Below are 22,100 nucleotides of genomic sequence, written 5' to 3' on the forward strand. Positions count from 1 at the left end.
GGGGGCGAGCGCGCCCCCTCCTCCTGTTACCGATAGCCGGGATCGCTGAGATTGGTCAGCGGGAAGGCGCTGTGCACATGCGGCATGACAACCGGCGCTGCCGCGGCCAGGTAGCTGGCGTCGAGCTGGCCGAAGCTCGTCACGCCGAGCAGCCCCAGCACTTCATGCACCTCCGCCTCCAGCAGGTGGAACATCTGCGCCACGCCTGCCTCCCCCGCCGCGGCCAGGGCATAGCAGTAGAGCCGGCCGAGCCCGACCAGCTCCGCCCCCATGGCGATCGCCTTGACGATGTCCGAGCCGCGCGAGAACCCGCCATCGATCCAGACCTTGGCGCGGCCATCCACGGCCTTCACCACCTCCGGCAGGACATCCAGCGCGCCGCGGCCATGGTCGAGCTGCCGCCCGCCATGGTTCGAGACATAGACCACCTCCACGCCATGCTCGCAGGCGATCGCCGCATCCTCGGCGGTAGCGATGCCCTTCAGAGCCAGCGGCATCTTCGGGAAGCGGTCCTTCCAGCGCTTCACATCGTCCCAGTTCAGCGCCGCCTGGAAATGCTGGCCGGTCGCCCGCTGCCGCCAGGGCTTGACGAAGCGCTTGGCGATGTCCCGCTCGCGCCGGCTGTAGATGGCGGTGTCCACCGTCATGCAGAAGGCATCGTAGCCGGCCTCGATCGCCTGCTGCGTGATCTCCGCGATCCAGTCGAAATCGCCCCGCACATAGAGCTGGAAGACCTTGCTGCCGCCCTGCGTCGCCTCGGCCATGGGTTGCAGCCCCGGCATGGAGACGGAGGAGACCATGATCGGCACGCCGAAGGCTGTCGCCGCGCGGCCGGCGGGCGCGCCGCCCTCCGGATCGAAATTCTCGAGGCCGCCGACGGGCGCCAGCATGACCGGCAGGGCGATCTTCCGGCCCAGGAAGCGGCCGGAAAGGTCGATCGAGGAGACGTCGCGCAGCACGCGCGGCCGGAAGGCGACGCTGTCCAGCGCCATCCGGTTGCGCAGCATCGTCGTCTCGGTCTCGGTCGCGCCGACCAGGTAATCCCAATTGCCCGGGCTCAGGCGCCCCTTCGCTTCCTTGACGAATTCATGCAACGTCAGGAAGGCGCCCTCGGTCTGGCTTACCATTCTTCTTCGTTCCCTCTTCGCCTCAGCCGCCGCCGAGGAAGTCCTTCGTCCAGCGCTTGTAGTCCGCGCCGCGCGTCGCCCGCGCCATCAGCTCGCCCTGCGGCATGCCCTGGAGCTGCTTCGGCGGCGTGCCCTCGCGCAGCGCCTGCATCGTCTCGAAGACAGCGCGCTGCGCCGCCTGGATGGGCTGATGGCCTTGCAGCGCGATGCGCACGCCGCGGGCGGCCAGGTAGGTGCGGTCGGAGAGCTCCGGCCCCTCCGCACCGCCCAGGATGATCGGCTTGGTGGCGACGGCGGCGATCGCATCCAGCTCGGCCGCCGAGCTGATGCCGGTGTAGAACAGCGCATCGGCCCCGGTCGCGGTATAGGCCCTGGTGCGCTCCACGGCGTCCGCGAGGCCGGTGACCGAGACGGCGCCGGTGCGTGCCACGATGCTGAAGGCGGGGTCGTCGCGCGCCGCGAGCGCTGCCTTCACCTTGCCCAGCCCTTCCTCCAGGCTGATCAGCGTGAGCCGGCCATCGCCGAACGGCCGCGGCAGGAGGGTGTCCTCCAGCGTCATGCCGGCGATGCCGGCGGTCTCCACCTCCTCCACCGTCCGCATGGCGTTCAGCGCATTGCCATAACCATGATCGGCATCCACCAGCACGGGCAGGCGCTTCACCGCGCGGCAGATGCGCCGGCACTGTTCGGCGAACTCCGTGAGGGTGATGGTGATCAGGTCCGGCGCACCGAGGATGGTCAGCGAGGCGGTGGAGCCGGCGAACATGCCGAGTTCGAAGCCAAGATCCTCGGCGATCCGCGCCGACATCGGATCATAGACCGAGGCCGGGTGGATGCAGGCGCTGCCGCCCAGGATGGCGCGGAAGGCGGCGCGGCGATCGGTGATGCTGCTCATCGGCTCAGGCGTCCATCGCCCGTCGGATGGCGATCAGGCCCCTCCGCAGATGCTGCGTGGAGCCGATGCGGCTGGTGGCATCCTCCATGATGATGCCGAGGCGGCAACTCGCCATCTGGACCCTTCCCCCGAGAAGCTGTTACGCCCTGTGTAGCACCACCGGTGCGCGCGTGAAGCCGCGCCAGCCGGCTTCAGCGCTTCTCCGCTGCCGTTGCATAGGGAATGTTGCGCCCGCCATAGCGACGGACGCGGATATTCGCCTGTTCGGCATGGCCGACAAAGCCTTCCAGCATGCAGAGCCGCGAGCAGGCCTCGCCGATCATGGCGCTGGCCTCGTCGGTCAGCACCCGCTGATAGGTGACCGTCTTGAGGAATTTCCCAACCCAGAGGCCGCCCGTGTAGCGCGCCGCCTTCTGCGTCGGCAGGGTATGGTTGGTGCCGATCACCTTGTCGCCGTAGGAGACATTGGTGCGCGGCCCGAGGAAGAGCGCGCCGTAATTGGTCATGTTCTTCAGGAAATGGTCATCGTCCCGGGTCATGACCTGGACATGCTCGGAGGCGATGCGGTCGGCCTCCCGCACCATCTCCTCGAGGCTGTCGCAGACGATCACCTCGCCATAGTCGCGCCAGGACTGGCGGGCGGTCTCGGCGGTCGGCAGGATGGCCAGCAGCCGCTCCACCTCCACCATGGTCTCGCGCGCCAGCTTCTCCGAGTCCGTCAGCAGGATGGCGGGGCTGGTCGGGCCGTGCTCGGCCTGGCCGAGCAGGTCGGTCGCGCAGAGCTCCGCATCCACCGTCTCGTCGGCGATGACCAGCGTCTCGGTGGGACCCGCGAAGAGGTCGATGCCTACCCGGCCATAGAGCTGCCGCTTGGCCTCGGCGACGAAGGCATTGCCGGGGCCGACGAGCATGTCCACGGGGGCGATGCTCTCGGTGCCGAGCGCCATGGCGCCGACGGCCTGTACGCCGCCGAGGCAGTAGATGACATCGGCGCCCGCCAGGTGCTGCGCCGCGACGATGGCCGGGGCCGGCTTGCCCTGATAGGGCGGCGCGCAGGTGACGATGCGCGGCACGCCGGCGACCTTGGCGGTGACGACGGACATATGGGCGGAGGCGAGCAGCGGATACTTGCCGCCCGGGACGTAGCAGCCGACCGAGTTCACCGGCAGGTTCTTGTGCCCGAGCACGACGCCCGGCAGCGTCTCGACCTCGATATCCTTCAGCGCGTCCTTCTGGTGTTGCGCGAAATTCCGCACCTGCTCCTGCGCGAAGCGGATATCCTCCAGGTCCTGGCCGCGAAGCTGGCTCAGGCACTCCTTGATCTCCGCATCGGTCAGCCGGTAGTCGGCGCGGTCCCATTTGTCGAACCTTGCCGACATCTCGCGCACTGCGGCATCGCCGCGCTTCGCTATATCCGCGAGCAATCCCTCCACCGTCGCCCGGACCTTCGCGTCGGCATCGGCCTTGTCCTCGGCGGAGATGCTTGTCTTCAACCAGCGTGCCATAATACCGTTTCCCCTGCCTATTCCGCCGTCCAGCCGCCATCCACCAGCATGGCGGAGCCGGTCATCAGCGCCGAAGCATCGGAGGCGAGAAAGACCACCGCCCCCATCAGGTCCTGCACCTGCCCCAGGCGCCCGAGCTTGATCTTGGACAGCACCCATTCCTTGAACGCCGCATTCTCGAAGAAGGGCTTGGTGAGCGGCGTCTCGATGAAGGTCGGGCCGATGGTGTTGGCCCGGATGCCGAAAGACGCCAGGTCGATTGCCATCGCCTTGGTCCAGCCCTCCATCGCCCATTTGGAGGCGCAGTAGACCCCGCGGTTCGGCCCGCCCACATGGCCCATCTGCGAGGATATGTTGATGATGGAGCCGCGCACCCCCTCGGCCATCATCCGCTGCGCCACCGCCTGCGCCGCGAAGAAGCATCCGCGCAGGTTCAGGGCCATGACGGCATCGAAATCCTCCTCCGTCACCTGGTCGAAGCGCGCGGGGCGGTTCGTGCCGGCATTGTTGACGAAGGCGTGGTAGGCCGGGCGGGTGGTGATCGCCGCCCGGAGCGCCGGCAGGTCGGCCACGTCCAGCACCAGCGTGTCGGCCTGCCCGCCCGCCTCGCGGATCGCTGCGGCGCCGGCCTCGATCTCGTCCCGGCTGCGGGCCGCCAGCGTCACCGCCGCGCCGGCCCCGGCCAGCGCCGCGGCGGCTGCCAGGCCGATACCTCGCCCCGCGCCCGTCACCAGCGCGCGGCGCCCGTCCAGGCGGAAGCTCGGCATCTCGGGGAGGTCGGTCATGGCTGGCCCATCGGAATCCTGGCGCGGCAGGCTACACGGCCCCGCGGCGCGGTCCAGGGCTTGCGGCATGGGCGGGGCTCGCCAAGACTGGCCGGAACGAAACCCGGGGAGCCACGTCCATGATCCGCCTTGCCGCGGCCGCGCTGCTGGCCGCCTGCCTCGCCTTGCCTGCCGCTGCGCAGACCCGCTGGGTGATGGCCAATGCCTATCCGGACAGCAATTTCCACACCCGCAACATCCGCCAGTTCATCGAGGAGGTGCAGCAGGCGACCAATGGCGGGCTGCAGATCCAGCTGCACAGCAACGCCTCCCTGCTGCCCATGCCGCAGATCAAGCGCGGGGTGCAGACCGGACAGGTGCAGGTGGGAGAGATCCTGCTCTCGGTCTTCGGCAATGAGGACCCCTTCTTCGAGGTGGACAGCGTGCCCTTCCTGGCCGAGGACTGGGCCGCCTCCGCCAGGCTGATGGAGGCTTCCGAGCCGCCGATCCGCGCGCGGCTCCAGCGCCAGGGGCTGGAACCGCTCTACTGGGTGAACTGGCCGAGCCAGGGCTTCTACACCCGCAGCCCGATCACCTCGGTGGAGGATCTGCGCGGGGTCCGCCTGCGGACCTACAACGCCATCACCGTGCGGATGGCGGAGCTGATGGGGGCGGTGCCGGTGACGGTACAGGTGGCGGAGGTCGCGCAGGCCTTCGCCACCAACATCATCGGCGCGATGTTCACCTCCGCCCAGACCGGCGTCGATACCAGCGCCTGGGACTATGCCAGGGTCTTCACCGATGTGGGTGGCATGCGGGCGCGCAATGTGGTGCTGGTGAATGCGCGCGCCATGGCGGCGCTGGACGAGCCGACACGGCGGGCGCTGCGGGAAGCGGCAGGACGCGCCGCGGCGCGCGGCCTGCAGATGGCCCAGGAGGCCGAGCGGGCTTCCGCGGCGCGCCTCGCCGAGAAGGGCATGGTCGTCGCCACCCCCTCCCCCGCGCTGATGGCCCAGTTGCGGGAGGTGGGCGCGAAGCAGGCGCAGGACTGGGTGGCCAAAGCCGGACCCGAGGGGCAGCAGATGCTGGACCGGTACCGCGCCGCGCGCGGGCGCTGAGGCAACCGCCCACGCGCCGCCGGCCCGCCGGCATTGGGGGCCAAGGGCTATACCATTCCTGGACGCGGCCCGGCAGCAGGGCATGGCCGGGCCGTGTTCGTCTACCACCCTCCTGCAGGCGCAGGCGCGAAGGGGCGCCGTGCGCATGCATGACAGCCATCCGAAGCTTTCGCATACTGCGCCGCAACATCAGACGGGGGACGGAGATGGCGGAAAAGGTGGTACTGGTGACCGGCGCGCAGCAGGGCATCGGGCGGGCCTGCGCTCTCGCCTTCGCGGCGGCCGGCTACGACGTGGCGGTGAACTGGCTGGATGACTGGGTGGCAGCCGAGGCGGTGGCGGCGGTGCTGCGCTCCGCCGGTCGCCGCGCCGCGCTGATCCAGGGCGATGTCGGCAGCGTCGCCGGCTGCCAGGCCATCGTACAGGGGACGCTGGAAGCGCTCGGCCGGATTGACGTGCTGGTCAACAACGCCGGCATCTTTCCGCGCGTCGGCTTCCTGGACATGACGGAAGCCGAATGGGACCGGGTGCTTGGCGTGAACCTGAAGGGCAGCGCCTTCACCGCCCAGGCGGCGGCGCGCGCCATGGTCGCGGCCGGCACCCGCGGCAGCATCATCAATCTTTCTTCCCAGGCGGTGCGGGGTACCCCGGTCGGCGTGCATTACAGCGCCACCAAGAACGGCGTGGTCGGCATCACCCGCTCCATGGCGCTGGCCCTTGCCCCGCACGGCATCCGGGTGAATGCCATCGCCCCTGGCACCACGGACACGGCACAGCCGCGCTACGGCAATTCCGAGGAGGAACTGCAGGCGATGGGCCGGGCGCTGCCGATGGGCCGGCTCGGCCGGCCGGAGGAGATCGCCGACCTTGCGGTCTATCTCGCCTCAGACAAGGCGGACTGGGTGACCGGGCAGGTCTGGCACATCAATGGCGGCGGCTACATGCCCTGACCCGCCCGGCGCGGCTGCCGCGGGCCCGACCATACCGGGAGGGGCAATGGCGCCCCTTCGGTCATTCCAGGTAGGTGTCGCGCAGCGTCCTGAGCCGCGGCGCATCCAGGCCGAGCCCCTGCTCCAGCAGCACGGGCAGGCCACCATGCGCCGCGATGGCACGGTCCAGCGTCTCCTCCAGCAGTTCGGCATGGGTGGACAGCAGCGCATCCGCCAGCGGCTTGGGCGTGCCCTCCGGCAGGGAGTGGTCGCGGCGCCAGATCCGGTCGGTCGCGCGGTAATCCTGCAGCACCGTCTGCCGGGTGGCGCCCAGCGCCGTCAGCAGCAGCGCCGCCCCCACCCCGGTGCGGTCCTTGCCCGCCGAGCAGTGGAACAGCAGCGCCGTCCGCCCCGGCTCCAGCAGCAGGGCGAACATCCGCCGGTACACATCCAGGAAGCCCGCGAGGTAGTCGAGATAGGCGCGCCGCAGCAGGGAGACGACATCCTCGCCCGTCGATTCCTCCCGCAGCAGCAGATCCCGCAGCGAGGCGCCGACGGTCGGCTCGATCGGCAGGTGGATGCGCTCCGCCGCGGGCGGCAGGCGGGAGGGGCGCAATTCCGACTCGCGCACCCCCCGCAGGTCGCAGACGGTGCGGATGCCGAGGGCGGCGACCCGGGCCAGATCGGCCTCGGTGAGGTTGGCGAGGGTTGCGGAGCGGTAGATCAGCCCACGCCGCACCCGCCGGCCATCGGCCACCTGCCACCCGCCGAGGTCACGGAGGTTGGAGGCGCCCTCCAGCGGGATGGCATAGGGCAGATCCTGCAAGGCAGCTGTCACGGCGGCGTCTCTCTCCTTTGGTCCCCTCGCTTGTAGCGCAGCCAGGCGCAGAAATCGCCCCGCTCCGGGTTGACGCCCGCGGGACGGGTTGCGGAGACTCACCGCCCAAGACATCCACGGAGGAAAGCGCCCATGCCCGGCTCATCCCTGTTCGACCTCTCCGGCAAGGTCGCCATCGTCACCGGCGGCAGCCGCGGCATCGGCCGCGCGATCGCGGAGCGCATGGCGGAACACGGGGCCAAGGTAGTCGTCTCCTCCCGCAAGCTGGATGCCTGCCAGGCGGTGGTGGACGGCATCAAGGCCAAGGGCGGCGAGGCCTTCGCCTTCGCCTGCAATATCGGCCGCAAGCCGGAACTCCAGGCGCTGGCGGACGAGACCATCGCCCGGTGGGGAGGCGTGGATATCCTGGTCTGCAATGCCGCCATCAACCCGCATTTCGGGCCGGCCATGGGCATTCCGGACGAGATCTTCGACAAGATGATGGCGACCAACGTCAAGTCGAACATGTGGCTCAGCCATATGTGCATCCCCTCCATGGAGCAGCGCGGGGGCGGCGCCATCGTCATCGTCAGCTCGATCGGCGGCTATCGCGGCTCGGTCAATCTGGGAGCCTATGCCATCACCAAGGCAGCGGACCTGCAACTTGCCCGCAACCTCGCCTGCGAATGGGGGCCGAAGAACATCCGGGTGAACTGCATCGCCCCCGGCCTGATCCGCACCGATTTCGCCCGCGCCCTTTGGGAAGAGCCGGTGAACTACAAGAAGCGCACCAAGGACACACCGCTGAAGCGGATCGGCGAGCCGGACGAGATCGCCGGCGCCGCCATCTTCCTGGCCAGCCCGGCGGGCAGCTTCATGACCGGCCAGAGCATCGTGATTGATGGAGGCGTGCTGGCAGGCAGCCCGGCCAATGCCGAGGAATGATCAGTTGCGGCTCGCCTCCGTAGCCCGATAGCCGGAGGGTGCCCGCGAAGGGCCGGGCACCCTCCACCACCAATTGGCCGCTCCGACACCCGCGCGAGAGGAGTGGCGCCGCGAGAACCAGCGCCAGCCGCCTCGCGGCCGCACTGCCCAGCATTTCAGCACAAAAATGCCACACCAAGCCGGTGCCGGTGCGGGAACTCCCGGGCCCTTTAAACCTTCCCGTCATTGAAGCCGACGCAAATCCCGGCGCTGGAGCCAGCCCTACCGGCTCGCTTCTGGGAAAGGCACGGAATCCCGATCCTTAGCCCAGGCTGTGCGGCGACGCACCTGCCGCGCCCGTTTCGGCCAGGCGTGAGTGTTAGGAAATGTGACAGAGACCGCAGACGCCGCCCAGACAGGCAGGGCTTGCCTGAAACATGGCCAAGACCTCGTACATGGCCGGCATGAAGCCACTGACAAGGGAAGGCTCCGTTCATTTGTGACGGAAGTCCGCAGAGCCCAACCATGATTTGTCCGCCATGGATGCTCAGGCGGTCTGCCGCATCACGCGCACCGCCTCGCCCTGCCGTGATTTGCACTCTACAGGGGCGCAGTGCGACGCAGCAATAAAAGTTTACCGCCATCGTCGGTGGCAAAGCCCATGCTGTCGGCGTTGCGCATTCGTGGCAGCGCTATCAGGGGCCGCCGATGGACACCATGCAGGACATCTTCGCCGATTACGCCCGGGCCTATGAGTCGCGGCGGGAATCGGACATGTCGATCGCCGAATTCCTCGAGGCCTGTAAATCCGACCCGGGCTGCTACGCTTCCGCCCCCGAACGCATCCTGAAGGCGATCGGCGAGCCGGAGGTGGTGGATACCGCGAAGGATGCGCGCCTGGGACGTATCTTCCTCAACCGCACCATCCGCATCTACCCTGCCTTCTCCGAGTTCTACGGCATGGAGGACACGATCGAACGGATCGTGGGCTTCTTCCGTCATGCCGCCCAGGGCCTGGAGGAACGGAAGCAGATCCTCTACCTGCTCGGGCCGGTTGGCGGCGGCAAGTCGTCGCTCGCCGAGCGCCTCAAGGCCCTGATGGAGCAGGAGCCGGTCTATGTGCTCAAGGCCGGCGACCAGATGTCCCCGGTCTTCGAGAGCCCGCTCGGCCTCTTCGACCCGGAGCGGCTGGGTGGCATGCTGGAGGACCGCTACGGCATCCCGCGGCGGCGTCTGACCGGGCTGATGAGCCCCTGGGCGCTGAAGCGCCTGGACGAGTTTGGCGGCGATATCAGCAAGTTCCGGGTAGTGAAGGTCCGCCCCTCCCGCCTCCGGCAGATCGCGGTCGCCAAGACCGAACCGGGCGACGAGAACAATCAGGACATCTCCTCCCTGGTCGGCAAGGTCGATATCCGCAAGCTGGAGATGTATGGGCAGAACGACCCGGACGCCTACAGCTTCTCCGGCGGCCTGAACCGGGCGAACCAGGGCATCCTGGAATTCGTCGAGATGTTCAAGGCGCCGATCAAGATGCTGCACCCCCTGCTGACCGCGACGCAGGAGGGCAACTACATCGGCACGGAGAATATCGGCGCCATCCCCTTCCAGGGGATCATCATGGCGCACAGCAACGAGGCGGAGTGGCAGACCTTCAAGAACAACAAGAACAACGAGGCCTTCATCGACCGCATCTATGTCATCAAGGTGCCCTACTGCCTGCGGGTGACGGAGGAGCAGCGGATCTACGAGAAGCTGGTGCGCGGCTCGGAGCTCTCCGCCGCGCCCTGCGCGCCGGCGACGCTTGAGATGCTGGCGCGGTTCAGCGTGCTGAGCCGCCTGCGCAAGCACGAGAACTCCAATATCTACGCCAAGATGCGGGTCTATGACGGCGAGAGCCTGAAGGAGACCGACCCGCGGGCAAAGAACATGCAGGAGTATCGCGACGCGGCAGGGCCGGACGAGGGCATGGATGGCGCCTCCACCCGCTTTGCCTTCAAGGTCCTGGCGGCAACCTTCAACTACGACACGACCGAGATCGCCGCCGACCCTGTGCACCTGATGTATGTGCTAGAGCAATCGATCCGGCGGGAGCAGCTGCCGGACGAGACCGAGAAGCGCTACCTGGAGTTCATCAAGGGCGAACTCGCCCCGCGTTATGCCGAGTTCATCGGCAACGAGATCCAGAAGGCCTATCTCGAATCTTACAACGACTACGGCCAGAACCTGTTCGACCGCTACGTCGCCTATGCCGATGCCTGGGTCGAGGACATGGACTTCAAGGACCCTGACACCGGCCAGATGATGAACCGGGAGTTGCTGAACCAGGAGCTGACCAAGATCGAAAAGCCGGCCGGCATCGCCAACCCCAAGGACTTCCGGAACGAGGTGGTGAAATTCGCCCTTCGGGCGAGAGCCAACCGGGGCGGGAAGAACCCCTCCTGGACCTCCTATGAGAAGATACGGGAGGTGATCGAGCGGCGCATGTTCAGCCAGGTCGAGGACCTGCTGCCGGTCATCAGCTTCGGCTCGAAGAAGGACAGCGACACCGAGAAGAAGCACGGGGAATTCGTGGCCCGGATGACCGCACGAGGCTATACTGAGAGACAGGTACGACGGCTGGTCGAGTGGTACATGCGCGTCAAGCAGGCCGGCTAGCCGCAGAACCCGAAGGCAGGCCGCTGCATGCAGATCCTGGATCGCCGCCTCAATCCCAGCGGCAGAAGCCTTCCGAACCGGCAGCGCTTCCTGCGCCGGGCGAAAGCCCTGGTGCAGGAGGCGGTCCGGGACGCCTCCGCGAAACGCAACATCCGCTCGGCCGATGAGGGGGGCGAGGTCAGCATCCCCCTGCACGGCATCCGGGAGCCCAGCTTCCATCTGGGTTCCGGCGGCATCCGCGACCATGTCCTGCCGGGCAACAAGGAATACCGGGAGGGGGACGAGATCCCCCGCCCGCCCGGCGGCGGCGGTGGCGGCGGCTCGGAGGGCTCGCCGGATGGCGGGGGCGAGGACGCCTTCCGATTCGTGCTGACGCGGGAGGAATTCCTCTCCCTTTTCCTTGACGACCTCGAACTGCCGGATATGGCGAAGCGCCGCCTCGTGGACGGCGCCGACCCGGCCTGGCACCGGGCCGGCTATTCCGTTAGCGGGTCGCCGGCCAACCTCTCCCTCCCCCGCACCATGCGCAACAGCCTCTCGCGCAGGATCGCCCTCAAGCGCCCGAAGCCGGAGGAGGTGCAGGCGCTGGAGGAGGAGATCGCCGCGCTGGAAGGCCAGCCCGAGCATGCCGAGCGCGTGCTGGCGCTGCGCGCTGAACTGGAGCGGCAGCTGCTGCGCACTCGCCGCATCCCCTATATCGACCCCATCGATGTCCGCTACCGGCGCTTCGAGCCGGTGCCGAGACCTGTCGCGCAGGCCGTCATGTTCTGCCTCATGGACGTCTCCGGCTCCATGACCGAGGACATGAAGGATCTGGCGAAGCGCTTCTACACGCTGCTCTACATATTCCTGCAGCGCCGGTACAAGCATGTGGAGATCGTCTTCATTCGCCACACGCATGAGGCGTCCGAGGTGGATGAGGAGACCTTCTTCCACAGCCGGGAGACTGGCGGCACGCTGGTCTCGACCGCGCTGGAGGAGATGCGGAAGGTGGTGGCCGACCGCTACCCGCCCTCGGAGTGGAATATCTACGCCGCGCAGGCCTCGGATGGCGACAACGCGGCGGGCGACAGCCAGAAGACGGCGCGGCTGCTGGTCGATACGATCCTGCCCGCCTGCCAGTACTACGCCTATATCGAGGTGGGGCGCGAGGGCGAGCACGGCATCCCAGGCTTCCCGCGCGGCCCGACCGATCTCTGGCGCACCTACGAGGCGCTGGTGAATGCCGGCGCACCGCTGGCCATGAAGAAGGTGCGCCACCGGCGGGAGATCTTCCCGGTCTTCCGCGAACTCTTCGCCAAGCGCGGCGTGGTCGAGGGGGCCAGCGCATGAATGTCATCGCCAAGCCCGAGGATCGGCTGCTCTACAAGGGCGCCGACTGGGACTTCGACACGCTGATGCGGGTGCATGACGCCTGCGCCGAGATCGCGGGGGAGGAGCTTGGCCTCGACTGGTATTCCAACCGGATCGAGGTCATCAGCGCCGAGCAGATGCTGGATGCCTATGCCAGCACCGGCCTGCCGCTCTTCTACCGGCACTGGTCCTTCGGCAAGCATTTCGCCCAGCACGAGTCGCTCTACCGCAAGGGGTTGCGCGGCCTGGCCTATGAGATCGTCATCAACTCCGACCCGTGCGTCTCCTATGTCATGGAGGAGAACACGGCGACGATGCAGGCGCTCGTCATCGCCCACGCCGCTTTCGGCCACAACCACTTCTTCAAGAACAACCAGCTCTTCCGGCAATGGACGGATGCCAAGGGCATCCTCGACTACCTCGAATTCGCCCGCGGCTATGTCCAGGCCTGCGAGGAGCAGCATGGCGAGATGGCGGTGGAGCGGGTGCTCGACTCCGCCCACGCCCTGATGAATTACGGCGTGCACCGCCATCGTCGCCGCGCCCCCGACCTGCTTTCCGAGCAGAAGCGGGAGCGCGAGCGGCGCGAGCATGACGAGCGGATGTACAATGTCCTCTGGTCCACCTTGCCGGAAAAGGCGGCCCAGCCCGCAACCCGGACGGAGGAGGAACGCCGCCGCGCCCTGCTGCAATTGCCGCAGGAGAATATCCTCTATTTCCTTGAGAAGTCCGCCCCGCGGCTTGCCCCCTGGCAGCGCGAGATCCTCCGCATCGTCCGCAACGTGGCGCAATATTTCTACCCGCAGCGCCAGACCAAGATGATGAACGAGGGCTGCGCCACCTATACCCACCACCGCATCCTGGGCCGGCTGCATGAGCAGGGCCGCATCTCGGACGGCAACTGGCTTGAGGTGCTGCACTCCCACTCCTCCGTCATCATGCAGCCGGATTTCGACGACCAGCGCTATTCCGGGATGAACCCCTACGCGCTCGGTTTTGCCATGATGGAGGATATCGAGCGCATCTGCCGCGAGCCGACCGAGGAGGATCGCGACTGGTTTCCCGATTTCGCCGGTTGCGGCGACCCGATGCCGGTGCTGCGCTATGGCTGGTCGGAGTTCCGGGACGAGAGCTTCATCCTGCAATTCCTCAGCCCGGCCCTGATGCGCAAGCTCCGGCTGTTCCACATCGTCGATGACAGTGGCCAGCCCGTGCTGCGGGTGGATGCCATGCACGACGAACGGGGCTACCGCCGCCTTCGCCGCGCACTCGCCCGGCAATACGATCCGGCCTGGACGGACCCGGACATCCAGGTGGTGGATGTCGATCTCGGCGGCGATCGCAAGCTGATCCTGGAGCACCGGGTCGCTGGCGGAAGGCTGCTGGAGGAGCAGGAGGCGCGGCAGGTGCTGCGCCATCTCGCCAGCCTCTGGAGCTATGACGTGCTGCTGCGGGAGGTGGACCCGACCAGCGGCGCCAGCCTGCGGGAGCATGCAGTGAGCCCACCGCGCTAGATCCCGCCGCGGAAAGGATGAGCGCCCCGGGGCGCGGTTTCAGCCTGCCATCAGTGGCCTGCGGCGAATTGGCGTTCAGACCTGGACGCGATCCGCTGCGGGGTGTTGCTGGTCGTGGGCCAGCGGTGACGTGTATCGGACCGGCAAGCGATCTCGGCACCAGGCGCTCAGCGTCAACCCAGCGCCGGCACCGTTCCTCACGCCCTCGCCATTTCCGATCCGCATAGGATGCGGTCCAGGCTGGGCGGCCATTCCGGAAGGGCTGCCCCCCATGGTGTCCGACATCTCCCGCCTCAATGACCGCACGCCCGGGCTGGATGCCGGGCTGCTGGTCGCGCGCATCCTGCTCGTCGCGCTCTTCCTCGTCGCTGGCTATTACAAGCTGATCGACCCGGCCCGGAACGCCGCCTATTTCGGCAGCCTCGGCCTGCCGATGCCAGCGGCCATGGTCTGGGTCGTGGTGGCGATCGAGATCGTGCTGCCACTCATGATCCTGTTCGGCATCGGCACGCGCTGGGCGGCGCTCGGGCTGCTGGTCTTCACGATCGCCAGCGCCTTCATCGGCCACCGCTTCTGGACCTTCGACCAGGCAACGCAGTTCGGCCAGTACTTCGCCCAGCTCTCGAATTTCCTGAAGAACCTCGCCATCGCCGGCGGCCTCGGCGTCTTGGCGCTGGTCGGGCCAGGCCGCTATGCGATTGAGGCGCGCGGCCGGATCTGACCCCGCCGCGCGCGCATTGGGAGGCAGGCGCGGGTCGGCGATCAGCCCCGGCGCGCCGCCCCGACCGCCGCCATGAAGCCATCCAGCTTCGTCGCATCAACCCATCGCAGCACGGCGACCGTCTCCGCTGCCGGGTCCACCCAGGTGACATTCCCGCCGGCCCCGGAAAAGCAGATGCTCTCGGCGCTCGCGCTCGGCCAGCGGGTCCGCCCGGTATTCAGCCACCAGAGCAGCCCGTAATGCGGGTTCAGCGTGCAGGGGGTGCGGCACTGCGCGACCCAGCCTTCCGGCAGGATGCGCTCCCCTGCCCAGACCCCGTCCTGCAGCACAAGCTGGCCGATCCGCGCCTGGTCCTCGGCATGGATGAAGACACCGCCGCCCCAATGGCCACCGCCCGAGACGCTCTGCACCCGACGTCCGCCGACCTCGACCCAGCTCGTCTCATAGCCAAGCCAGGACCAGTCGGCGGAGGCGCCGATCGGACGCATCACCCGCTCGGCGAAGACCTCTGGCAGCGCCCGGCCGAAGCGGCGCAGCAGCGCGAGGGAAAGGCGGTTCACCCGGACCTCGTTGTATTCCCAGTACTGCCCCGGCGGGTGCAAGGGCCGGGGCAGGCCCTTCTTCCCCTGCCCTTCCACCTGCAGGTTCCGGCCGCGATCGATCAGGTCGCTCTTGCCGAACAGCGTCCCCTCCCATTCGGAGGTGTTCTGCAACAGGTGCCGCCAGGTGACAGGGCCGTTCTGCGGCCCCTCGAAGCCGCCATCCTCCACCGTCTCCGCAACCCGTGCATCGAGGTCGGGGATCAGCCCATCCCCCAGCGCGATCCCGGCGAGGATCGCCAGGTAGGACTTCGCCACGCTGAAGGTCATGTCCACCTGCCGCGTGTCGCCCCAGCGCGCGACCAACCGGCCGCGCCGCAGGATCAGCCCGTTCGGCCCGCCGCGCGGCTTCACCGGCCCGAGGATGGCATTGTCGGGCGGCGGCTCGAAAAAGCCGGCCTCGATATGGGCGCGAATGTCGTGCGGCCAGGGCGATTCATGCGCGAGGGCGAAGCGCACCGCCTCCGCGATCCGGTCCGGGTCGAGGCCGACAGCCTCGGGCGGGACCTCGGGGAGAAGCGCCGGATGGGACGGCATGGTTGTCATGTCGGACATGCCGGCCAGCCTACCCGCTCCCCGGGGATGATGTGAGGGGTCGTCGAGTGTTTCCACCGCCGCGCGATATGCTCTAGAAACGCGCGGCCCGCGGCGCCGGGCAGTCATTGAAGCCGGAGTGATTCATCCATGCCGCAGGGCAGTAGCACCCCAGCGCCGCGGTTCGCCGGCGGCCTCTCCGCACGGCTGATGGCCATACTCCGTCCCCGTCCGCCGCGGCTTCGGCTGCTGCCGACGGCGCGCCTCGCTGCGGGTGCGCGGGTGCCGACCGAGGCGGCGATCCGCGCCCTCGCCGGGGCCACGCCCTTTGCCGGCAACCTGCTGCTCTGCCGCGTGCTCGGCCGCTACAAGCTCTTCCTCGACGCGGCCGACCTCACCCTCGCGCCACACCTCGCTCTTGATGGCTACTGGGAGTGGTGGACCACCAGCTTCCTGGCCCGCAACCTGCGGCCCGGCGAGACGGTGGTCGATGCCGGCGCCTGCATCGGCTATTTTACATTGCTCACGGCCGATCTGGTCGGCGCCGGCGGCCGGGTGGTGGCGCTTGAGCCCAACCCGCAGAGCGCCGCGCTGCTGCGCCGGAACGTCGCGTTGAATGGTTACGCCGAACGGGTGACGGTGGAGGAAGCCGCGCTGGCCCCGGCCGGGGGCCGGCTGCTGCGGCTGGTGGTGCCGCCGAACAGCCCAATGGATGCCCATTTGCTGAAACAGGATCTGGCCTCGGATCCCGGGCAGCGGCCGTCGGAAGGTCGCGCCACCGTGCTGGTCCGTGGCCGGACGCTGGACGAACTGGCCGTGCCGGCCGATGTCGTCCGGCTCGATGTCGGTGACGCGCAGGAGGCGGCCTGGGACGGCATGCAGCACCTGCTCGCGGAGCGAGCCGGGCTGCGCCTGCTCATGGCCTTCGACCCGGCGCGCTGTGCCCAGCCCGCCGCCTTCCTCGACCGCGTCGCCGCCCGCTTCCCGCTGCGGCGGCTGCACCCCGACGGCAAGGCACGGCCCTGCACGCCCGCCGAGGCGCTTGGCAGTGGCGGCGTCCTGCTCTGGCTGGCGAAGGACGAGCCCGCCTAGGCCCGGACGGCCTCGGCCGAAGCCCCGGCCGAGGCCGGCTTTGCTCCCGGCAGCTCGATCTCGATCGCGAGCGTCGAGATGTCGCCGCCGCGGTCGAGCGCGACATTCACCTTGCCTGGGTCGATCGCCACATAGCGCGCCACCACGGCGACCAAGTCCTGCTGTAGCCGCGGCAGGAAATCCTCCCGGGTGCGGCCGATGCGCTCATGCGCCAGCACGATCTGCAGCCGCTCCTTCGCCTGGGTGGCGGAGGCCGGCTCCGGCTTGCGGTTGGCGCGGAAGAAGTCGAGCCAGCTCATCTCAGGCAGCCCTCCCTCCGAACAGGCGGCGCAGCAGGCCGGGCTTCTTGTCCGGCTCCAGGAAGCGGTGCGGCAGTTCCTCGCCGAGGAAGCGGCCGACCGCATCCTTGTAGGCCTGACCTGCGACGCTCTCGGTATCCAGGATCACCGGCATGCCGGTATTGGACGCGCGGAGGACGCTTTCGTTCTCCGGAATCACGCCCAGCAGCGGGATCGCCAGGATCTCCCGGACATCCTCGAGCTTCAGCATCTCACCCCGCTCGACCCGGTTCGGGTCGTAGCGGGTCACGAGGAGGTGCTCCTTCACCTTGTCCCGCTTTTCCTCCGCCCGCTTCGACTTCGACTGCAGGACGCCGAGGATACGGTCCGAGTCGCGGACCGAGGAGACCTCCGGGTTGGTCACCACGATCGCCTGATCGGCGAAGTAGAGCGCGAGCAGCGCGCCCTTTTCGATGCCGGCCGGGCTGTCGCAGAGGATGTAGTCGAAGTCCTTCCCGAGTTCCTCGATGATCTCGGCCACGCCCTCCTTGGTCAGGGCGTCCTTGTCCCGGGTCTGGGAAGCCGGGAGGATGGCAAGACCATCGACCCGCTTGTCGCGGATCAGGGCCTGGTTCAGCCGCGCCTCGCCTTGGATGACATTGACGATGTCGAAGACCACGCGCCGCTCGACCCCCATGATGAGGTCAAGGTTGCGCAGGCCGACATCGAAATCGATCACCACTGTCTTCTTGCCCGCCAGCGCGAGGCCGGTGGCGATGGCGGCACTGGTCGTGGTCTTCCCCACGCCCCCCTTGCCCGATGTGACGACGATCACCTGCGCCATGAACAACCCCCTGCTGCACCCGCTCCCCGTCCGGGCCCCGGCCCGCCCCGGCCCGGGGCGCTCCGGACATTGCCGGCGCGCCCTGGATCCGGTCATCCCCTGAGCCGGCGATCGCCCCGAGCGTACCCACCCGGCACCATCGCCAGCCCCCTAGCCGAGCGGCCCGAACCGCATCTCCTCGCCGTCCAGCCGGACCTGCGTGGGCCGGCCGATCGGCGCTTCCCCAAGCCCTTCGCGCACCGCGTAGAAGCCGGCGATGGCAATCAGCTCGGGGTCGAAATTCAAGGCGAAGATCCGCGCCTCGGCATCGTTCCGCGCACCGGCGATCGCCCGGCCGCGCAGCGCGCCATAGACATGGACATGGCCGTCCGCGATCACCTCCGCGCCGGGATTGACGGTTGCGGTCACGATGAGATCGGCGCCCTCCGCATAGATCCGCTGGCCGGACCGCACCGGCTCGCTCACCAGCAGGGCGCTGCGGCCGCTGCCCTGGAATTGCGGGGTCGCAGGGGCGGCCGGAGGGGGCGGTGCGGCCTGCGGCGCCGCGTCTGCGGGCGCCGGTGCGGCACTTCCGGCCGGCAACTCGGTCTCCGAATCGCGGCCGCCGACGGCGCGCAGCGGCGGCAGGCCGGCCGCTGTCGCCGCCTGGCGCATCTGCGGGCTGCCGCCGGTGGTCCCGATCGGGACGATCTCCAGCGCGTGCAGCCCCTCGATCAGGCCGCGGAAATCCACCTCCTCCGGGGCCGCCATGAGATCGGCGAGGCCGATGACGATGGGCGCGAAGCGCAGGAAGCCCGGCGCCCGGCGGAACTGATCGCCGAGGGCGGGCAGCACCGTCTCAGGCCGCGGGTCGAGCAGCCGCAGCACCAGCAGGTTGAAGTTGCCGGCGCGGAGCCTAAAGGTTTCCGGAAGGGTCTGGCTGCTCAAGGCGCTCTCGGGTCGGCCATCGCGGGTCGGGGGAAGCCTCCGGCCCGCGGGAGGCGCGCGCCGTATCCTGTGCATAGCAGCGCTGCCGCGAGCGGCGAAGCCCGAATGCATACCATTGCGGCCCTCGGCTCGATTCAGCTGCGCAATGCCGGCCGGGACTCGCCGGATCGCCGCAGCCAAGGATAATGCCTGCGAAGAGTCGGGAGCCCGTCTTGCACCAGATCACCCTGCTGGAGCCCTTCCGGGCGCTGTTCTACGCCCCTTTCTACCTTGCCGAGTCGCTCGGCGCCTTCGCCCGGCAGGGCGTGGATGTGCGGATGCTGACCGCTGGCACCCCTGACGCGGCCTGCGCGAAGCTCCTGGCCGGGGAGGCGGACCTGGCCTGGAGCGGGCCGATGCGCCCCATGCTGCTGCGCGCCACGACCCCCGACTGCGCCCTGCGGAGCTTCTGCGCCGTGGTGATGCGCGACCCCTTTCTGCTGATGGGCGGGGAGAGGCGCCCGGGCTTCCGCCTGCAGGACCTGCCAAGCCTCCGCCTCGGCCTGGTCTCCGAGGTGCCGACGCCGGTCTGGTGCCTGCGTGGCGATCTCGCGGAGCGCGGCATGGGCTGGTCCGCCCTGACCATCGTGAACGGCCGGACCATGGCCGAGAATGCCGAGGCGGTGGCGGAAGGCAGGCTCGACCTCGCCCAGATGTTCGAGCCCTTCGCCTGCCGGGTGGAGGATGCCGGCGGCGCCCTCTGGCACGCCCAGGCCAGCCGCGGCCATACCGCCTATACCGCCTTCTATGCCACCGAGGCCGGAATTGCGGCGAAGCGCGCACCGCTGATGGCGATGATCCGCGCCATGGCAGAGGCGCTGGCCTTCATCCGGGAGGCACCGGCGGGCGAGGTGGCGGAGCGCATCGCCCCGCGCTTCCCGGATGTCCCCTCCTCCCACCGCGTCCGCGCCATTGCACGCTACCAGGCGCTCAACCTCTGGGATGCCGGGCCGCTCTTCCCGCGGGAGGCCTTCGACCGGCTCGGCGCCGCTATGCTCGCCTCCGGCGCCATCCCCCGGATCCCGGCCTTCGAGGCCTGCATCGATAACGCCATCGTCGAGGAGGCCCTCTCGTGAGCGGCAAGACCCCCATCGGCACCCGCGCCGACTACCGCTGGTTCACCACCATCCCGACCCGCTGGATGGACAACGACGTCTACGGCCATGTCAACAACGTCACCTATTACAGCTGGATCGACACTGCGGTGGCGCAGTTCCTGATCGCCAACCAGGTGCTCGATCTCGAGTCCAGCACGGAGGTCGGGCTGGTGGTCGAGACGCAGTGCCGATACTTCGCGCCGATCTCCTTCCCCGACCTCGTCACCTGCGGCATCCGCTGCGGCCGGCTCGGCACCTCCTCCATTCGCTATGAGCTCGGCATCTTCCGCAACGAGGAGGAGCGCGCGAGCGCCGAGGGGCATTTCGTGCATGTCTATGTCGCGCGCGCCGAGCAGACCCGGACCGTGCCGGTGCCCGCCCGGCTGCGGGAGGCAGCGACACGCCTGCTGATGCGACCGGGCTGATGAAGCGGGACGAGCACCGGCTGCGGCTTGCCCTGCTTGCCTGGGCCGGGTCGGGGCTCGCCCTTGGCCTGCTGCTGCGCTGGCTGGCGCCGGAGGCGGCGCCGATCGTGCTCACCCTCGCCACGCTGCCTGTGCTCGCCGTGCTGCTGCGGGACATCGTGCAGGGGCTGCTCCACGGCAATGCCGGGCTGGATCTGCTCGCCGCCCTGTCCATGGCGGGCGCGCTGGCGCTGGGGGAGGAACTGGCCGGTGCCGTCGTTGCGCTGATGTTCGCAGGCGGCAGCTTCCTCGAGGAGTTTGCGCGGGAGCGGGCGCGGCGGGAGATGACGGCCCTGCTCGCGCGCCAGCCGCGCCGGGCCACGCGGCACGGGCCGTCGGGGCTGGAGGAGGTGCCCGTCGAGGCGCTGCAGCCTAGCGACCGCGTACTGGTCCGCCAGGGGGAGGTGGTGCCGGTCGATGGCCGCGCCCTCGGCCCCGCCGTGCTCGACACCTCCGCCCTGACCGGCGAATCCATTCCCGTGACGCTTACCATGGGCGACCCGGTCCTCTCGGGCAGCACCAATGCCGGCGAAGCCTTCGACCTGGAGGCCGAGCGGGAGGCGGCGGCGAGCACGCTCGCCGGCATCATCCGGCTGGTGGAGCAGGCCCAGGCCAGCCGGGCCCCCATGGCGCGGCTCGCTGATCGCTGGGCGCTGGGCTTCCTTGCCGTCACGCTGGCCATCGCTGCCGCCGCCTATCTCGCTTCGGATGATCCGCGCCGGGCGCTGGCCGTGCTGGTGGTCGCCACCCCCTGCCCGCTCATCCTCGCCGTGCCGGTCGCCCTCATCGCCGGCCTCTCGCGCGCCGCCCGCGCCGGCGTGCTGGTGAAGAGCGGCGCGGCGCTGGAGATGCTGGCCCGCGTCCGCGTGCTGCTGCTGGACAAGACCGGCACCCTGACTGAGGGGCGGGTTCGGCTGCTGGAGGCGCGCCCGGCCAGCAGCCTGGATCCCAGGGAACTGCTGCGCCTCGCCGCCTCGCTCGACCAGGCCTCGGCCCATCCGGTTGCCGCCGGGCTGGTCGAGGCGGCGCGCAAGGCCGGGCTGCCGCTGGCGACGCCGGAGGCCGTGCGGGAGGAAGCCGGCGCCGGCATCGCCGGCAGGGTGGAGGGCCGCGCTGTCGCGCTCGGCGGTCCCGGCTTCGTCGCTTCGCATGGCTGGGCGGGGATGGAGGCGGTGAGTGACCATCCCCCCGGGTCGCTCCGCGTCTGCGTGGCGGTGGACGGCGCGCCGGCCGGGCTGCTGGTGCTCGCCGACCCGCTGCGCGGCGATGCCGAGGCCATGCTGGCGGCCGCCCGTGCCGCCGGAATCCGTCGCGTGGTGCTCCTCTCCGGCGACCGTGCAGCCGTTGCGGAAGCGGTCGGGGCGCGCCTCGGCGTCGATGCCGTGCTGGCCGAGCGCAGCCCCGCCGAGAAGGTCGCGGCCGTGCTGCGGGAGAAGCCCGGCGGCCCCGTGCTGATGCTGGGCGATGGCGTCAATGACGCGCCGGCCCTGGCCGCGGCCGATATCGGCGTCGCCATGGGGGCCCGTGGCGCGGCGGCCAGCGCCGAGGCGGCGGATGCGGTGGTGCTGGTGGACCGGATCGACCGGCTGGCGGAGGCGATGCGCATCGCCCGCCGGGCGCGGGGGATCGCGCTGCAGAGCGTCGCGGTCGGCATCGGGCTGTCGGTTCTCGGCATGCTGGCGGCGGCGGCGGGATATCTCACGCCGGTGCAGGGCGCGCTGCTGCAGGAAGCGATCGACGTCGCGGTGATCCTGAACGCGCTCCGGGCGCTGCGGATCTGAGGCCCGCCACGTCACGGGGCGCTACTAGGGTGGAGTCGCCTCGAAACGGCTGGCAGGCCGCCCCCGCGAGGCTTCCGGCCCTGCCGGGTGCGGGAGGCGAGCCGTCCTGTTTGCCACCCGTCT

The 22,100-nt window shown here is 69.2% G+C and carries 20 protein-coding genes; 11 read left to right on the top strand and 9 right to left on the bottom strand.

What is annotated here, in order from left to right:
• Nucleotides 1–26: 26 nt before the first annotated feature.
• From LHA35_RS08075 to LHA35_RS08090, 4 genes are all read right to left on the bottom strand, one after another.
• Entirely contained in the window at nt 27–1,127 is a 1,101-nt protein-coding gene (locus LHA35_RS08075; RefSeq protein ID WP_226606781.1) for an alpha-hydroxy acid oxidase, read from the bottom strand.
• A 22-nt stretch (nt 1,128–1,149) separates the two neighbouring features.
• Nucleotides 1,150–2,022, bottom strand: a complete 873-nt coding sequence (locus LHA35_RS08080) for an isocitrate lyase/PEP mutase family protein (protein ID WP_226606784.1) — start codon at nt 2,020–2,022, stop codon at nt 1,150–1,152.
• Between the two features lie 191 nt (nt 2,023–2,213).
• Nucleotides 2,214–3,527 carry a histidinol dehydrogenase gene (gene hisD, locus LHA35_RS08085; RefSeq protein ID WP_226606787.1) on the bottom strand — a complete coding sequence of 438 codons (1,314 nt, stop codon included), beginning with the start codon at nt 3,525–3,527 and terminating at the stop codon, nt 2,214–2,216.
• 17 nt (nt 3,528–3,544) lie between these two features.
• Entirely contained in the window at nt 3,545–4,312 is a 768-nt protein-coding gene (locus LHA35_RS08090) for an SDR family NAD(P)-dependent oxidoreductase (protein WP_226606789.1), read from the bottom strand.
• A gap of 119 nt (nt 4,313–4,431) precedes the next feature.
• Here LHA35_RS08090 and LHA35_RS08095 point away from each other — a divergent pair, with 119 nt between their 5' ends.
• Together LHA35_RS08095 and LHA35_RS08100 are read left to right on the top strand one after the other, a co-directional pair.
• The gene (locus LHA35_RS08095; RefSeq protein WP_226606792.1) at nt 4,432–5,409 is read left to right on the top strand and encodes a TRAP transporter substrate-binding protein; all 978 of its coding nucleotides are present in this window, start codon (nt 4,432–4,434) and stop codon (nt 5,407–5,409) included.
• A 206-nt stretch (nt 5,410–5,615) separates the two neighbouring features.
• On the top strand, nt 5,616–6,359 hold the full coding sequence (locus LHA35_RS08100; RefSeq protein WP_226606794.1) for an SDR family NAD(P)-dependent oxidoreductase: 744 nt from the start codon (nt 5,616–5,618) through the stop codon (nt 6,357–6,359).
• Nucleotides 6,360–6,420: 61 nt separating this feature from the next.
• Here LHA35_RS08100 and LHA35_RS08105 read toward each other — a convergent pair whose 3' ends face one another.
• Entirely contained in the window at nt 6,421–7,176 is a 756-nt protein-coding gene (locus LHA35_RS08105; RefSeq protein ID WP_226606797.1) for a tyrosine-protein phosphatase, read from the bottom strand.
• 132 nt (nt 7,177–7,308) lie between these two features.
• Here LHA35_RS08105 and LHA35_RS08110 point away from each other — a divergent pair, with 132 nt between their 5' ends.
• The 5 genes from LHA35_RS08110 to LHA35_RS08130 all read left to right on the top strand — a co-directional run bounded on the left by LHA35_RS08110 (nt 7,309) and on the right by LHA35_RS08130 (nt 14,322).
• Nucleotides 7,309–8,100 (top strand): SDR family NAD(P)-dependent oxidoreductase, encoded by a 792-nt coding sequence (locus LHA35_RS08110; protein ID WP_226606800.1) that lies wholly within the window; start codon nt 7,309–7,311, stop codon nt 8,098–8,100.
• Nucleotides 8,101–8,787: 687 nt separating this feature from the next.
• Nucleotides 8,788–10,734: a PrkA family serine protein kinase gene (locus LHA35_RS08115; RefSeq protein WP_226606802.1), complete on the top strand. Its 1,947-nt coding sequence runs from the start codon at nt 8,788–8,790 to the stop codon at nt 10,732–10,734.
• A 27-nt stretch (nt 10,735–10,761) separates the two neighbouring features.
• Nucleotides 10,762–12,066, top strand: coding sequence for a YeaH/YhbH family protein (locus tag LHA35_RS08120; protein ID WP_226606804.1), 1,305 nt, complete (start codon nt 10,762–10,764; stop codon nt 12,064–12,066).
• Complete coding sequence (locus tag LHA35_RS08125) at nt 12,063–13,601, top strand: SpoVR family protein (protein WP_226606806.1); 1,539 nt, start codon at nt 12,063–12,065, stop codon at nt 13,599–13,601. Before LHA35_RS08120 ends, LHA35_RS08125 begins: the two co-directional genes overlap by 4 nt.
• A 271-nt stretch (nt 13,602–13,872) precedes the next feature.
• Entirely contained in the window at nt 13,873–14,322 is a 450-nt protein-coding gene (locus LHA35_RS08130; protein WP_226606808.1) for a DoxX family protein, read from the top strand.
• Between the two features lie 41 nt (nt 14,323–14,363).
• Here the strand turns inward: LHA35_RS08130 and LHA35_RS08135 are convergent, their stop codons facing one another.
• Entirely contained in the window at nt 14,364–15,476 is a 1,113-nt protein-coding gene (locus tag LHA35_RS08135) for a serine hydrolase domain-containing protein (RefSeq protein WP_226606810.1), read from the bottom strand.
• Nucleotides 15,477–15,665: 189 nt separating this feature from the next.
• Here LHA35_RS08135 and LHA35_RS08140 point away from each other — a divergent pair, with 189 nt between their 5' ends.
• Nucleotides 15,666–16,547 (top strand): FkbM family methyltransferase, encoded by an 882-nt coding sequence (locus LHA35_RS08140; RefSeq protein ID WP_226606813.1) that lies wholly within the window; start codon nt 15,666–15,668, stop codon nt 16,545–16,547.
• Here LHA35_RS08140 and minE read toward each other — a convergent pair.
• The 3 genes from minE to minC form a co-directional block, all read right to left on the bottom strand.
• Entirely contained in the window at nt 16,544–16,846 is a 303-nt protein-coding gene (gene minE, locus LHA35_RS08145; protein WP_226606815.1) for a cell division topological specificity factor MinE, read from the bottom strand. The genes LHA35_RS08140 and minE overlap by 4 nt on opposite strands.
• Nucleotide 16,847: 1 nt before the next feature.
• The gene (gene minD, locus LHA35_RS08150) at nt 16,848–17,669 is read right to left on the bottom strand and encodes a septum site-determining protein MinD (RefSeq protein WP_226606817.1); all 822 of its coding nucleotides are present in this window, start codon (nt 17,667–17,669) and stop codon (nt 16,848–16,850) included.
• Between the two features lie 150 nt (nt 17,670–17,819).
• Entirely contained in the window at nt 17,820–18,596 is a 777-nt protein-coding gene (minC, locus tag LHA35_RS08155; protein WP_226606819.1) for a septum site-determining protein MinC, read from the bottom strand.
• A 212-nt stretch (nt 18,597–18,808) separates the two neighbouring features.
• Between minC and LHA35_RS08160 the strand changes: the two genes are divergently transcribed.
• From LHA35_RS08160 to LHA35_RS08170, 3 genes are read left to right on the top strand one after another with little or no spacing between them, the layout of a single operon-like run.
• A complete protein-coding gene (locus LHA35_RS08160; protein ID WP_226606821.1) occupies nt 18,809–19,711 on the top strand; it encodes an ABC transporter substrate-binding protein in 903 nt (300 codons plus the stop codon).
• A complete protein-coding gene (locus LHA35_RS08165; RefSeq protein WP_226606823.1) occupies nt 19,708–20,157 on the top strand; it encodes an acyl-CoA thioesterase in 450 nt (149 codons plus the stop codon). The genes LHA35_RS08160 and LHA35_RS08165 overlap by 4 nt, the downstream gene beginning before the upstream one ends.
• Nucleotides 20,157–21,977: a heavy metal translocating P-type ATPase gene (locus LHA35_RS08170; RefSeq protein WP_226606825.1), complete on the top strand. Its 1,821-nt coding sequence runs from the start codon at nt 20,157–20,159 to the stop codon at nt 21,975–21,977. Before LHA35_RS08165 ends, LHA35_RS08170 begins: the two co-directional genes overlap by 1 nt.
• The last annotated feature ends 123 nt before the right edge of the window (nt 21,978–22,100 follow it).

Origin of the sequence: Roseicella aerolata (assembly GCF_020523605.1) — a bacterium.
In the GTDB taxonomy this organism is placed as follows: domain Bacteria; phylum Pseudomonadota; class Alphaproteobacteria; order Acetobacterales; family Acetobacteraceae; genus Paracraurococcus; species Paracraurococcus aerolatus.